Source organism: Pseudomonas sp. NPDC088322 (assembly GCF_044740745.1).
Classification (GTDB): domain Bacteria; phylum Pseudomonadota; class Gammaproteobacteria; order Pseudomonadales; family Pseudomonadaceae; genus Aquipseudomonas; species Aquipseudomonas shirazensis.
Map to the genome: position 1 here is coordinate 15098 of NZ_JBIURK010000009.1, position 15733 is coordinate 30830.

Annotated in this window: 3 protein-coding genes; 2 read left to right on the plus strand and 1 reads right to left on the minus strand. The window is 66.2% G+C overall.

Going from position 1 to position 15733, the window contains the following annotated elements:
- Positions 1-123 precede the first annotated feature (123 nt).
- Positions 124-1296, minus strand: coding sequence for an NO-inducible flavohemoprotein (gene hmpA, locus ACIOAU_RS21620; protein WP_101316634.1), 1173 nt, complete (start codon positions 1294-1296; stop codon positions 124-126).
- 150 nt (positions 1297-1446) lie between these two features.
- Between hmpA and norR the strand changes: the two genes are divergently transcribed.
- A complete protein-coding gene (gene norR / locus ACIOAU_RS21625) occupies positions 1447-2997 on the plus strand; it encodes a nitric oxide reductase transcriptional regulator NorR (RefSeq protein WP_188035377.1) in 1551 nt (516 codons plus the stop codon).
- A 168-nt stretch (positions 2998-3165) separates the two neighbouring features.
- Positions 3166-15699 carry a BapA/Bap/LapF family large adhesin gene (locus ACIOAU_RS21630; protein WP_401184530.1) on the plus strand — a complete coding sequence of 4178 codons (12534 nt, stop codon included), beginning with the start codon at positions 3166-3168 and terminating at the stop codon, positions 15697-15699.
- The last annotated feature ends 34 nt before the right edge of the window (positions 15700-15733 follow it).

Here is a 15733-nt window from a genome sequence, read left to right on the forward strand (position 1 = left end):
ATAGGCGGGCGAATGCCGGGCAGGCGCAGGCGCCTCGACACACGCAAGTGAAGGATAGCGGGATTAAAGCGAGATTAAGCTGCAGCCGGCCCGTGATCGCGCGAGCCGGCTGTTACAACGGGTTTACTCCAGCGCAGCCGCCGGCCCGAAGAACTCGTAACGGCTCTGCGCCTCGGGCACACCCAACCCTTTGAGCTGGCGTTTGACCGCCGCCATGAATGCCTTCGGCCCCAGGAAGTAAGCATCGACATCCCGCTCCTGCGGCAGCCATGCGGCCAATTGCTGCTCGCTCAACAGGCCCACGGCGTCTGCGCCCTGCCCCGCTTCGGCGTAGCAATAAAAGCGTTTGAGCTGCGGATGACGCTCAGCCAGCGCGTCGACCCAGTCGCGGAAGGCATGCACTGCGCCATTACGTGCGCAATGAATGAAATGCACCGGACGCTGCGTCGTCAGGGCGGCCTCGAGCATGGCCAGGGTCGGCGTGATGCCGACCCCACCGCTGATCAGTACCAACGGCTTGTCACTAGCCGCCAGGGTGAAGTCGCCTGACGGTGGGAACAGATTGAGCGTATCGCCCACCATCAGCTGCTCATGCAGATAGTTGGAGACCTTGCCGCCCGCCTCCCGCTTGACGCTGATGCGGTACTGCTGGCCATCGCTCAGTGCCGACAGCGAATAGTTGCGGCGCTGCTCGATGCCATCGATGAACAGCTGCAGGCCGATGTACTGGCCAGGCTCGGCCTTGAGCACCGGCTGGCCGTCCTGCGCGGCAAAATAGAACGAGACGATCTCGCTGCTTTCCTGCTCGCGGCGTACCAAGCGAAACTCACGCGCGCCACGCCAGCCGCCAGTGGCCTGCTCCTTCTGCTGATACAGGCCTTCTTCAGCGCCGATGAGGATGTCGGCCAGCTGGCCGTAGGCACCGGCCCAGGCCTCGATCACCGCAGGTGTGGCGATGTCCTTGCCCAATACTTCCTCGATGGCGCGCAGCAAGCAGCGACCGACGATCGGGTAGTGCTCAGGCAGGATCTGCAAGGCGACATGCTTGTTGATGATCTGCCCGACCAAACCGCCCAGTTGCTCGAGCTGGTCGATATGGCGGGCATACATCAGTACGCCATTGGCCAGCGCCCGCGGTTGATCGCCGCTGGCCTGGTGAGCCTGGTTGAACAGCGGACGTACCTCTGGGTATTCACTGAGCATCATTTTATAGAAATGGGTGGTCAGCGCTTCCCCGCCGCTTTCCAGCAACGGCACGGTGGCTTTGACGATTGCACGTTGGTCGGCATTGAGCATTGCAGCAACTCCTGAGGGGCTTCAAATGGATGCAGATGCTGTTACAGCAATCATGCCAACTATCCGCCCCAGCAAAACCGGGACATTCAACCAAGCAGTGTCAAAATGACCAATCCCGGACTATAGTCATAAAGACCAAAAGGAGTCTTTATGACCACAAAGCCACTGCTCACTGCCCTTCTTCCGCTGGTCAGCGACCTGTCCCGCGATCTGCCCGACCAGGAACGCTACCGGCGCTTGCTGCAAGCCATGCGCAGCCTGCTGCCTTGCGACGCGGCTGCGTTGCTCCGGTTGGATGGCGAATGGCTGGTGCCGCTGGCGGTCGACGGGCTTGCCCCGGATACCCTTGGCCGGCGCTTTCGGGTCAGCGAGCATCCGCGCTTCAAGATTCTGCTCAGCCACAGCGAACCGACCCGCTTCGCCAGTGACAGCGACCTGCCCGACCCGTACGACGGTCTGGTCAATGCCCCTGATGCCAACCTGGAGGTCCATGACTGCATGGGTTGCCCGTTGCTGGTCGACGAGCAGCCGTGGGGTCTGCTGACCCTCGATGCACTGACCCCGGGGCAGTTTCAGAGCCTGGAACTGGAAGCTTTGCAGGCCTTCGCCAGCCTCGCCGCCGCCACGGTCACCGTCGCCGAGCGGATCCAGCACCTGGCCCTGCGCGCCGAGGACGAGCACCAGCGAGCCGAGGTCTATCGCCAGGCCAGTGGCCAGGACAAGGAGCTGATCGGCCAGAGCAAGGCCCACACCCATCTGCTCGAGGAAATCCGCCTGGTCGGCAGCAGCGACCTGACCGTGTTGATCACCGGCGAAACCGGCGTCGGCAAGGAGCTGGTCGCCCAGGCCCTGCACCAGGCCAGCAGCCGCGCCAACAAGCCGCTGATCAGCCTCAACTGCGCAGCGCTGCCGGACACCCTGGTCGAGAGCGAGCTGTTCGGCCATGTCCGCGGCGCCTTCACCGGCGCCCATGGCGAGCGTCGCGGCAAGTTCGAACTGGCCAACGGCGGTACCTTGTTCCTGGATGAGGTCGGCGAGCTGTCGCTGACGGTCCAGGCCAAGCTGCTGCGAGTGCTGCAAAGCGGCCAATTGCAACGGCTCGGCTCGGACCGCGAGCACCATGTCGACGTGCGCCTGATCGCCGCGACCAACCGCGACCTCGCCGACGAAGTGCGCAACGGCCGTTACCGCGCCGACTTCTATCATCGCTTGAGTGTGTACCCCTTGCAGGTGCCGCCGCTGCGCGAGCGCGGCCGCGACGTGCTGCTGCTGGCCGGTTACTTCCTCGAACAAAACCGCTCGCGCCTGGGCTTGAACAGCCTGCGTCTGAGCAGCGAAGCCCAGGCCGCCTTGCTGGCGTACGACTGGCCAGGGAACGTGCGCGAGCTGGAACACCTCATTGGCCGTTCAGCGCTCAAGGCGCTTGGCCAGCAAGCACAGCGCCCGCGCATTCTCACCCTGCAGGCCGCTGACCTCGACCTGCGCAGCGTAGCGCCCATGCCAGCCGCGGCGCTGCAGCTGCCCGCCGATGCGATTCAGACGACGAACGGCGACCTGCGTACGGCCGTCGATAGTTATCAACGCCAGCTGATCGAGGCCTGCCTGCAAAAGCACCAGAACAACTGGGCGAGCGCGGCTCGCGAGCTCGGTCTGGACCGGGCAAACCTCAGCCGTTTATGTCGTCGGCTAGGCCTCAAATGAGGGCGACTGTACAAAAGGATTAACCCAGAAAGCCTCTGGTTGGCTCCCGCACGGCTGCTATATCTCCCTTACTAACGGTGAACAAGGACCGCTCTGGGCGGCTGCTGCGCACGTCTGCGCCGGCCCTCTGGTCTATGTTCACCGCCGGTCCATCAGCAGGGAGCACCTATGGACAACATCGTCGTTGCCGACAAGCAAACCGCCGCCGTTACCCAGAACGCCTGGGGCAATCTGAGCCTGAAAGGGCCGGGCCTGGTGCAGATGCCTGTGCCGCCCGGCGAAGTGGCCACCGTCACTCGCAGCGGCCAGGACCTGATCGTCACGCTCAAGTCGGGCGAAAAAGTCACCATCGGCAACTTCTTTGTAGTCGACGCGGCGGGCGAGCAGAGCGACATGGTCTTCGTCGGCGAAGACGGCACGCTCTGGCACGCCCAGTACAACGCAGAGGCCTTTACCGGTTTCACCTTCGAGGACATCGCCTCGCTGGATGAGCTGATGGCCGGGGTCGGCGTTGCCGGCAGCGGGACCAACACCTTTGCCATCGCCGCCCTGGGCTTGCTGGGCGCCGGTGGTGCTGCGGCGGCAATCGGCGGTGGTGGTGGCGGCGGTGGCGGTGGCAGCAGCGGTGGCAGCTCACCGAACCCTGGCGACACCACCGCACCCGCCAGCCCGATCGATCTATTGGTCTCGCCTGATGGCCTGCGCCTGAGCGGCCGGGGCGAAGCCGGCACCACGGTCAACATCCGTGACGCGGCGGGCAACCTGATCGGCACCGGCACAGTCGGTGCCGACGGCCGTTTCGATGTCACCCTGAGCCCGCCACAAACCAACGGCCAGGCGCTCGAGGTGACCCTTACCGATGCTGCCGGCAACACCTCAGCGCCTGGCAACACGACGGCCCCGGACATCGATACGCCGCCGGTCGACACCACTGCGCCGAATGCGCCAACCGATCTGGTCATCGCCGGTACCGGCAAACAACTCAGCGGTCGCGGCGAAGTGGGCACCACCGTGCAGGTGCGCGATGCTGACGGCAACCTGCTGGGCAGCGGTACCGTCGGCGCCGACGGCACCTTCCAGATCACCCTCGACCCTGCCGTGCTCGACGGCAGCACGTTGCAGGTCACCCTCACCGATGCGGCCGGCAATGTCTCCGCCGCCGGCAGCGTGGTGTCGCGCGACCTGCTTGCACCTGCGCAGCCCACCGACCTGCAGTTGAGCAACGGTGTCACCCTGACCGGTAAAGGCGAGCCAGGCACCACGGTGCAGGTCCGCGACGCCTCAGGCGCCCTGATCGGCAGCGGCGTTGTAGCTGCCGACGGCAGTTTCAGCCTGACGTTGAATCCGCCCCAGGCCAACGGTGAAGCGCTGGACGTGCGCCTGGTCGACGCCGCCCAGAACACCTCGGCGCCACTCCAGTTCAATGCCCCCGACACCACCGCCCCAGCCGCTGTCAGCGGCCTGGTTGTCGGTCCGGATCGGCAAGTATTGGGCGGCCGCGGTGAGCCCGGTGCCACGGTCGAAGTGCGCGACAGCAATGGCCTGCTGCTCGGCAGCGGCAAGATAGCTGCCAACGGTACCTTCCTGATCGAGCTCAACGGCGCCGTGCAGCCAGGCGAGCGCCTGAACGTGGTGCAGACCGACGCCAGCGGCAATGCGTCAGCGCCGCTGCAGTTCGATGTGCCCCTTACCACTACCCCAGTCAGCCCGAGTGACCTGAGCATCGCCGCCAATGGCAGCTCGCTCAGCGGCACCGCCCCGCCTGGCAGCCGCATTCAGGTGCGTGACGCCAATGGCAATGTAATCGGCAGCGTGGTCGTCGGCGCCGAAGGCACCTTTATCGTGGTGCTCAATCCTGCTCAGGCCAACGGTCAGTTACTCGACGTAGTTGCTCTTGATGGCAACGGCGGCGTGTCCCTGCCAGTGCAGATCAGCGCACCGGATATCACCGCGCCCGCTGCCCCCAGCCAGCTGGTGATCAGCGCTGACGGTAGCCAGCTCAGCGGTCGCGCCGAACCTGGCAGTACGGTGCGGGTAGTGGGCGCCAATGGTGTTGAACTCGGCACAGCTGTGGTCGGCCCAACCGGCGTGTTCACCATCGCCCTGAATCCGGCCCAGGTCAACGGCGAAGCACTGCAGGTTACCGCCACCGATGCCAAGGGCAATCTCTCCGCGCCCGGCAGTGTCAGCGCACCCGACCTGGACAGCCCCGACACCACCGCACCAAACCCGGCCAGCGGGCTGGCCATCAGCGGAGACGGGCGTACGGTCTCGGGTCGCGGCGAGCCTGGCAGCACGGTCAAGGTGCTTGACGCTCAAGGCAATCTGCTCGCGATCGGCACCGTCCTGGCCGATGGCAGCTTCAACCTGCAATTGCCTGCTGCAGTTACCAATGGCTCAAGCCTGCAAGTTACCCTGACCGACGCCGCTGGCAATGCCTCGGCCCCAGCTACGCTGCTCAGCCCTGACCTGCAGGCCCCCGCCCAGCCTACAAACATCAGCCTCAGCGCTGGCGAGACCCTCAGCGGCAGCGCCGAACCAGGCGCCCGGGTGGAGGTGCGCGACGCCAATGGCGACTTGCTCGGCAGCGCCATCGTAGCTGCCAACGGCACCTTCACCCTGACCCTCAACCCACCTCAGGCCAATGGTGAAGCGCTCGATATCCGCGTCATCGACCTGGCCGGCAACGCATCGACGCCGCTGGCCTACGACGCCCCGGACATCACTGCGCCAACGATCATCAGCGGCGTGACCGTGGGCAATGGCGGTCTGACCATTGCCGGTCGTGGTGAAGCAGGTGCCATCGTCGAGGTGCGGGATGCCAATGGCGCCCTGCTCGGCACTGGCACAGTCGGCGCCAACGGCACCTTCCTGTTCGATCTGGATATCCCCGCCGCTGCGGGCCAGGCGATCAGCCTGGTGCAGAAGGATGCCGCCGGCAACACCTCGCCGGAACTCGACCTGACCGTACCCACTACACCCATCCCGGCGACCCCGAGCAATCTCAGCCTGGCCGCGGACGGCAGCTCGATCAGCGGCAGTGCTACCCCGGGTACGCGGATCGACGTTCGTGATGCCCAAGGCAATGTCCTGGCCAGCACGGTGGTTGGCGCCGGCGGTACCTTCACCCTGCCGCTGAGCCCGGCGCAAGCCAACGGCGAATTGCTCGACGTGGTTGCGGTGGATGGCGCCAGCAGTTCGCTGCCAGCGCAGATCACTGCCCCGGATATCACCCCCCCAGGCGAAGCCAGCGACCTGCAGATCAGCGCCAACGGCGTGACCCTGACCGGCCGCGGCGAAGCCGGCGCCACAGTAGAAGTGCGCAACGCTCAGGGCAATCTGCTGGGCACTGCGCTGGTAGGCGCCAATGGCGTATTCACCGTCACCCTCGTCCCCGCCCAGACCGATGGCCAGGTGCTCGACGTCGAGCTGCGCGATGCGGCGGGCAACGAGTCCAGCGCCAGCGCAACTGCGCCGGACCTCGACGGCCCGTTGCAACCGGCGCAGATGGCACTGGATATCGCCGGCACCCAACTGACCGGTGTCGGTCAGGCCGGCTCGCTGGTCACCGTGCGGGCTGCCGACGGTACCGTGCTGGGCAGTAGCACGGTAGGCGCCGACGGCAACTTCAGCGTGACCCTCAACCAGCCCCAGCGCAACGGCGAGAAACTGACCGTCGAAGCCACCGACAGCCGCGGCAACAGTGCCGGTCCGGTCGACTTCACTGCGCCCGACACTCAGGCACCGGAGCCGATCAGCAATGAGGCGATCAATGGCACCGGTAGCCAGATCACAGGCCTTGGCGAACCCGGCGCTACCGTAACCGTTCGCGCCGCTGACGGTACAGTGCTCGGCAGCGCGGTAGTGCAAGCCAACGGCGGCTTCACGATTCCCCTCAGCCCAGCCCAGAACAACGGCCAGGCACTGACCGTCGAGCAGCGCGATCCGGCGGGCAATATCTCCACCACAGTGCCCGTCACCGCCCCTGACGGCCAAGCCCCCGATGCGCCCACCGGCCTGGTATTGGCGGCGGACGGCAGTGTGCTCAGTGGACGCGGTGAGCCAGGCAGCGTCGTCACCGTGACCGGCACTGGCGGCGTCACCCTGGGCAGCGCAACCGTGCAGGGCGATGGCAGCTTCCAGGTCGCCCTCAACCCCGTCCAGCTCAACGGCCAGACCCTGACCGCCACGCAGAAGGACCAGGCTGGCAACATTTCCCAACCTGACACCCTGACCGCGCCAGACCTGCAAGCCCCTGAAGCGGCTCAAGGTGTGCAACTCAATGCTGGCGGCAACCTGATCAGCGGTCAGGCGGAACCGGGCACAACCGTAGAAGTGCGCGACCCGAACGGGGTAGTCATCGGCAGCGTACTGGTGCCTGCCAACGGCAGCTTCAGCGTCCCCCTCAACCCGGTGCCCGTCGCGGGCCAGCCGCTGTCGGTCACCGTCACCGACCTGCAAGGGCAGACCTCCCCGAGCGTGCCGATCAACGCCATCGACACTACTGCCCCGATCCTGCCAACCGGCGTGCAGGTCAACGCCGATGGCACCCAGATCAGTGGCAGGGGCGAAGCGGGCAGTACGGTCGAAGTGCGTGACGCTGCCGGCACTGTGATCGGCAGCACCACCGTGCCGCCAAGCGGCGATTTCAGCGTCATTCTCGACCCAGCGCAGAAAGACGGCCAGGGCTTGAGCGTGGTCGCCACCGATGGCCGCAATGAATCCGATGTGGTGCCAGTCACCGCGCCCGACCTGACCCCGCCAGCCCTGCCCAACGGCGTCAGCGTGGCCAATGACGGCACGGTCACCGGCACCGCTCCCGGTGCCACCGAGGTGATCATTCGCGATGCCAACGGCATCGAGTTGATCAGAGGGGATGTCGAGGCAGACGGTAGCTTCAGCGTGCAACTGCCAGGCAGCCAGAACAACGGTCAACCGCTGCTGCTGGAGGCTGTCGATGCGGCCACCAACACCAGCCCGGTGCTGCCGATCACCGCCCCTGACACCACCGTACCCGCAGAAGCGACCGATATCAGCGTCAGCCCTGATGGCACCAGCGTCGGCGGCAACGCCGAGCCCGGCAGCACGGTGATCGTGCGTGACGCCGACGGCAATGACATAGGTAGCGTGGTGGCAGGTCCGGACGGCAGCTTCGTGGTGCCGATCAACCCGCCGCTGGCCAGCGGCGACAGCGCCACTGTTGTGGTCAAGGACCCGGGCGGCGAAGCCAGCACACCGCTGGCCGGCCCGGATGGCAGCGAAGTCGCAACACCGACCGACCTCGACCTCAGCGCCGACGGCTTCGTCCTGACCGGCATGGGCACAGTCGGTGCACTGATCACTGTGACCTCCGCCGGCGCCACCCTGGGCACTGCGACGGTGGGCAGCGATGGTATCTTCCGGGTGTTCTTCAGCAACGCTCAACTCAACGCCCAGACCCTGCAGGTCAACGCGCGCTTTGGCGCAGGCAAACCTTCGGTACCGGCTATCGTCACGGCTGAGGACACCACGGCGCCTGATGCGCCAACACAACTGGCGATTGACCGCAGCGGCAGCCTGCTGACGGGTCGCGGCGAGGTCGGCGCGACCGTTTCGGTAGTGGATGCCAATGGCACCCTGCTCGGTTCGGCGACGGTCGGCAGTACCGGCCTGTTCAGCATCAGCCTCACTCCGCCACAAGCCAATGCGCAGTTGTTGACCGTCACCCAGAGCGACGCCAGCAACAACGTTTCGCTGGCAGCGACGACCACTGCGCCAGACCTGCAGGCGCCCCTGGCGGCCAGCGGCGTCAGCCTCAATAGCGCAGCTACCGTGGTCAGCGGCCAGGGCGAAGTCGGGGCCAACGTCACCGTGCGCGACGCCAGTGGCGCGGTGCTGGCTAGCGGTACCGTCAACCCGTCCGGCCAGTTCCAGATCACCCTGCCGGCAGCGCAAACCAGCGGCGCGCCCCTGCAGGTCACCCTGAGCGATGCGGCTGGCAATGTTTCTGCTCCCGCCAGCCTGGCCACACCCGATCGCACGCCACCTGCGGCGGTCACCCAAACCGTGCTCAGCGCCGACGGCCGTCAGCTTTCCGGTCTGGGCGAAGCCGGTGCCAGTGTCGAGGTGCGCAACAGTGCCGGCACCTTGCTTGGCACAGCCACAGTGGGTGCCGACGGGCGCTTCAGCGTGACGTTCGACAGCCCACAGGCCAGCGGCCAGCCGATCGGCGTGACCCAGCAGGACGCCGCGGGCAATACCTCACCCGCGACCTCGGTCAACACGCCTGACCTGACCCCACCGGCACCGCTGACCAACCTGATGCTCAACAACAATGGCCTGACCTTGACCGGCCTGGGCGAGCCCGGCGCCAGCGTCACGGTGCGCGGCCCGGACGGCACCATCATTGGCAGCGGCAACGTCGCCGCCAACGGCAGCTTTACCCTGACTCTGGATAACGCACAACTCAACGCCCAGCGCCTGAGCGTGACCCAGAGCGACGCCAGCAACAACATCTCAGCGCCTGTGGCCGTGACAGCTCCGGACCTGACCCCTCCCGCAGAGCCTGCCAATCTGCTGTTGGCCAGTAACGGCGTGCAACTGAGCGGCACCGCCGAGGCGGGCAGTACGGTCACTGTCCGCGACAGTGCCGGCAATGTTCTCGGTAGCGTGGTCGCGGCCAGCAATGGCACCTTCCAGGTCACCCTCAACAGCGTCCAGGCCAACGGTCAAACCCTGCAAGTGACCGCCACCGACGCCGCCGGCAACGTGTCCCAACCCGGTAACTTCACCGCACCTGACACTACCCCGCCCGCCGCCGTCGCCAACCTCGCCGTGGCCGCCAATGGCGCCAGCCTGGCCGGCACCGGCGAAGCTGGCGCAACGGTGGCAGTGCGGGCAGCCGATGGCACCTTGCTGGGGACCGGTACAGTGGCTGCGGACGGCCGTTTCACGGTCAATCTGAGCCCGGCGGCAATCGTCGGCAGCAATCTCAGCGTGGTCCAGAGCGACGCCAGCGGCAACGCCTCGCCCGCCGAAACCGTCACTGCCCCAGGCAGCCTGGCGCCGGATATCCCCGGTAATCTGCTGCTGGCCGCAGATGGCCTCAGCGTGACCGGCAGCGGCACTCCCGGCAGCACGGTCACGGTGTACGGCCCAGGCGGCGTAGTGCTTGGCACTGCGGTGGTAGCGGCAGGCGGCACCTTCACGGTGGCGCTCAACAGCGTCCAGGCCAACGGTGAAACCCTGCAGGTCGGCGCAGTCGGCACCGACGGCAGCGCTTCGCTGCCGGCCACCCTGCAGGCGCCGGATACCACTGCGCCGCAGCCGCTCAGCGAACTGCAACTGGCCAGTGATGGGCTGACCTTAACCGGCCGTGGCGAGCCCGGCGCCCGGGTCAGCATCAGCGGCCCTGGAGGCGTCGATCTGGGCGAAGGGGTGGTCGGCGCCGACGGCCGGTTCAGCCTGCAACTGACTGCTCCGCAGCGCAATGGCGAGGCGCTCAACGCCAGCCAGACCGATGCCGCCGGCAACGAATCCAACAGCGTCAGCCTGACCGCACCCGATCTGCTCGCCCCGAACGCACCGGGCAACCTCGCCGTCACCGGCGGCGGCACCCTGCTCGACGGCACCGGCGAAGCTGGCAGCAAAGTCACTGTGCTGGCCGCTGACGGCAGCGTCATCGGCAGCGGCATCGTGCGTGATGACGGCAGTTTCCAGGTCTCGCTCAATCCGATCCAGGCCAACGGCCAAAGCCTGCAGGTCGTGCTCACTGACAACGCCGGCAACCAATCGCAGGCGGCCAGCACCACCGCGGCCGATATCACCGCACCGGATGCGCTGACGGCGCTGGCGATTGCCAGCGACGGCGCGACCCTGACTGGTCGCGGCGAGGCCGGGGCCACGGTCAAGGTCAGCGGCCCGGATGGCGCGCCGCTGGGCGAAGCACTGGTCGATGCCAACGGCTTCTTTACCCTCACCCTCAACCCTGCCCTGGGCAATGCCGAACGGCTCAGCCTGACCCAGACCGACCTGGCCGGCAACGTCTCTGCGCCAGCAACTCTCGATACGCCTGACTTCACCCCGCCGGCGCAGCTCACTGCGGTGACTATCAGTACCGACGGCAGCATGATCGCCGGCCGCGGTGAAGCCGGCGCAACCGTCACCGTGACCGATGCCAACGGCACGTTGCTGGGCACCACCAAAGTGCTTGCCGACGGCAGCTTCGAGGTCATGCTCACGCCCGCGCAGATCAACCAGCAAGTGCTCGCGGTGCAACAGGCCGACCCGCCCGGCAACGTCAGCCAGCCGGTCAGCGTCGAGGCACCTGACCTGACCCCACCTGAGGCACCTGCGCAACTGCAACTGAATGCCGATGGCAGCCAACTCAGCGGCGTCGGCGAGCCAGGCAGTACCGCCAGGGTCTACCTTGGCAGCAGCCAGATCGGCACCGTGCAGGTTGGCGCCGATGGCAGGTTCGTGGTGGCATTGAACCCGCCGCAGAACAACGGCCAGCAACTGCAGGTGACCCTTGAGGATGCCAAAGGCAACCTGTCGCCAAGCACCCCGGCGACCGCGCCGGACACCACTCCACCGCCTGCCGTCGACGCCACCATCAACGCCAGCGGCACCCAGCTCAAAGGCTCCGGTGAGGCCGGCGCACGGCTGACCGTGCTCAACGACAAGGGCGACCTGGTCGGTCAGGGCAGCATCGCCGCCGATGGCACCTTCGTCCTCAACCTGTCACCGGCGCAACTTGACGGCCAGGTGCTGAGCATCGTTGCCCAGGATGCTACCGGCAATCCGTCGCCGGCCTTTGTCGTCACGGCACCTGACCTGACCCCGCCAGCGCAACCCACTGGCCTCTCCGTGAACCCTGAGGGCACACTGCTCATCGGCACTGGCGAGCCCGGCAGCTTCATCACCGTACGTGCCCCGGACAACACCGTGGTCGGTTCCATCCAGGTCCCCCCGGGCGGTAACTTCAGCGTGCCCCTCGACCCGCCACAAAACAACGGCCAGATACTCGACGTGGTTGCTACTGACGCCGCCGGCAACGCCGCGCTGGCGGTGACTGTCACGGCTGAAGACACCAGCCCACCGGCACCGGTCAGCAACCTGGTGATCGATGCGACCTACAGCGTACTCAGCGGCCGCGGCGAAGCCGGCGCCAGTGTGATCGTCAGCCAGAACGGCGTGCAGATCGGCGAGGGCACCGTACTCGCCAACGGCACGTTCCAGATCGAGCTCGATACCCTGGCCCTGCCAGGTATAGAACTCAGCGTGGTGCAGACCGATGCCGCGCAGAACCCTTCGCTGCCGGCCGACTACACCCCGCCGCTGGTACCGCTGACCGCCGCGCCGCTCAATGTCGCGCTGATTGCCAATGGCGAAACCCTGACAGGTACCTCGATCCTCGGCGCCAGCATCACCGTCTACAACGCGGCCGGTCAGGTCATTGGCGAGGCCTTGGTCGTTCAAGCCAACGGTAGTTTCAGCGTTACGCTGAACCCACCGCAACGCAACGGCGAGGTGCTCTCGGTAACCGCCGACGCAGCCGACGCCGGCGAATCGGCCCCGGTCATTGTCCAGGCCGGTGATACCACTCCACCTGCGATACCGGTAGTCAGCGCACTGTCCAGCAACGGTCTGGTCCTGACCGGCACCGGTGAGGCGGGAGCCACCGTGTTCGTACGGGATACCCAGGGCAATCTGCTCGGCAGTGGCCTGGTCAACGCTGGCGGCGCCTTCAGCATCAATCTCAATGCGCCACAGCTCAACGGTCAGATCCTTGAGGTCAGCCAGCGCGATGCTGCCCTCAATCTGTCCGACAACGTGGGCTTCATCGCCCCTGACGTGCAGGCGCCCAACCCGCCAGGCAACTTGCTGGTCAATGGCTTGGGCACCCAGCTCAGTGGCACGGGCGAAATCGGTGCCACCGTTAGCGTGTTCTCGGCTACAGGCACACCGCTGGGCACCGCCGTGGTCGGCCCCAACGGGCAATTTACCGTCAACCTCACCGCTACCCAGAACGACGGCCAGGTGCTGACCGTGCGCCAGTCCGACGCCGCTGGCAATATCTCCGGCACCACCACCATCGGCGCGCCGGACACTACGCCACCGCCCGCCCCCACCGCCACCATCAATGCTGCTGGCACCTTGGTCAGCGGCGCCGGCATCGCCGGCAACAAGATCACCGTGCTCGGCGCCGGCGGCGTAGTGCTGGGCAGCGCCATCGTCGGCGCCAACGGCCTGTTCGTGGTCAGCTTGCTGGCGGCGCAGGTCGACAACCAGGCCTTGACGGTCAACCAGAGCGATGCCGCGGGCAATACCTCCGGGGTGGCCCTGACTGCCCCGGACATCACCCCACCCGCCATCGCCAGCAATCTGGTGATCAATGCCGACGGCAGCGTCATCACCGGGCGCGGCGAGCCTGGCGCGACGGTGACGGTGCGCGGTCCCAGCGGGGTCGTTTCGCAGCCTGCCACGGTCAATCCGGACGGCACCTTCACGGTAACCCTGAGCCCTGCCCAGGATAACGGCCAAGCCCTTTCGATCACCCTTACCGACCCGCGCAACAACGTCTCCGCCGGGGTTGCGCTGATCGCGCCGGACGTCGACGCCAACGCGCCAGTCTCGGCCAGCGACAACCTGGCGGTAGCCACGGTAAACCTGGCCCCGGTCGTCACCACCAAGACCTTCACCGACAGCTTCAGTACGCTGTTGTCCGGTTTCTCGAAAACCTTCACCTGGACGGTCGCCGCCGGCACTACTGCCGATCCGACCCTGACCCTCAACACCAGCAGCGCCCTGGCCTTGCTCGACGGCGCGACCTACACCCTGCAGGTCAAGAATGCTGCCGGCGCCTGGGTCACCCTCGCCACCGGCAGCAGCCAGGGGCTGCTCGACCTGATCCTGCTGCCGCTGGGCCAGGGTCTGCAGGTCAATATCGGCGAACTGCTGGCGGGTGACTACCGGCTAACGGTCAACAGTACCGGTATCGGTCTGCTGACCACAGTCACCACCAGTCTGGACGTGCAGTCCACCAGCCTGACCCAGTTCACCGGCACCGGCACGCCGACCACCGGCAACGTCCTCAGCGACCCTGGCACCGACGGCAGCGTCGACCAGACCGGCCCGGACAACGGCGCGGTGGTGCAGGTACTGAAAAACGGCAGCTACGTCTCCGCCGGCGCCGCCACCGAAGTGCAGGGTCTGTACGGCACCTTGCTGATCCGCGCCGATGGCAGCTACAGCTATACCCCCAACGGCAGCCCGTCGAGTGTGGGCAAGGTCGATGTGTTCAGCTATCAGCTGCTGCATGCCAACGGCCTCAAAGACACCGCCAATCTCTACGTGCGCATCGACAGCCCACAAGCCACCGAGATCTGGAACGACAACAACTACAGCGCGCCAGCCACCGTGGTCGACGCGGTCAACGACCTCGACAGCACCGGTATCAGCCTGGTCAACCGTGAAACCAGCGGCAGCGCCAACCTGGCCAACCTGAGCTTGCCGCTGATTGGCAGCCGCTCGGTGACGTCGGCAACCAATACGGTTGCGGTCGATACCACTGCCGATCTGCAGGTAGTGCTCAACTCGAGCAATCTGCTCGGGCTGCTCAACGGCACCAAGATCGAGCTGCTCAAGCTCAATCCGGCAACAGGTCTGTATGTAGTTGAGCAAACCGTTACCGGCGGTTCACTGGTCAGCCTGCTCGGCGGCGGCGCGGCGTACACCTTCCAGGACAAGGGGCCAGGTTCGTATCAAATTCGCGTCAGCGCCGGCGGCATTGGCCTGGCCGCTTCGATTGCCACCACGATCAACACCACCACGACCTACACCAAGGAATTCGTAGTCAGTGGCTACACCCCGGTCAGCGGCAACCTGCTCAACGACACCACCGGTACCGGCAGCGATACCCTCGGCTCCAGCCTGACCGTGCTCAGCGTGCTGGTGGCGGCCAACACCTATGCCATCCCCGGCTACAACGGCATCAGTGTCACCGGCACCTACGGCACGCTGCTGGTGCAGGCAGATGGCAGCTACAGCTATACCCTCAAGCCCGGCCTGAGCGCTGCCGTGATTGGCCAGCAGGACACCTTCACCTACGAACTGACCCACCCCAACGGCACCACCGACACCGCCACCCTGACCATCGGTTTAAACAATGCCGGGGCCTTTGCCGCTACCTCGGCACTGCTGGCCGGCAGCGACGATGACGCCGGCGCGCTGTTCAGTGTGGCCGCCGCCACTGCGGTCGAAGGGCTGCACGGCGGCGATGGCAACGACCACCTCGACGGCAGTCAGGGTGGGGCAATTAGCCTGACCGGCGGCGCCGGTGAGGACACCCTGGTGATCGTCGATCAGCAGTTCACCAACGTCGACGGCGGCAGCGGTACCGACACCCTGTTGTGGGCCGGCGGCGATGCCAGTATCGACCTCGGCAGCCTGGTTGGGCGCCTGCACAACATCGAGGTGATCGACCTCAATGACAGCAGTTCGGTGACCTTGAGCCTGAGCCTGGCCGACGTGGTGGCGGTGACCGAAAGCGCCAACGACACTCTGCTGATCAAGGGTGACAGCAACGATACCGTGCAGCTCAGCGACAACTGGACCCTGACCGGCCAGCAGAATGCCGACGGTATCGACTATACCCAGTACACCGCTCAGGAGGATCCAAGCCACCACTTGTGGGTACAGAACGGCATCCACGTTGTTTGAAGCTGATGAATCCCGCCGGGCAACCGGCGGCAAG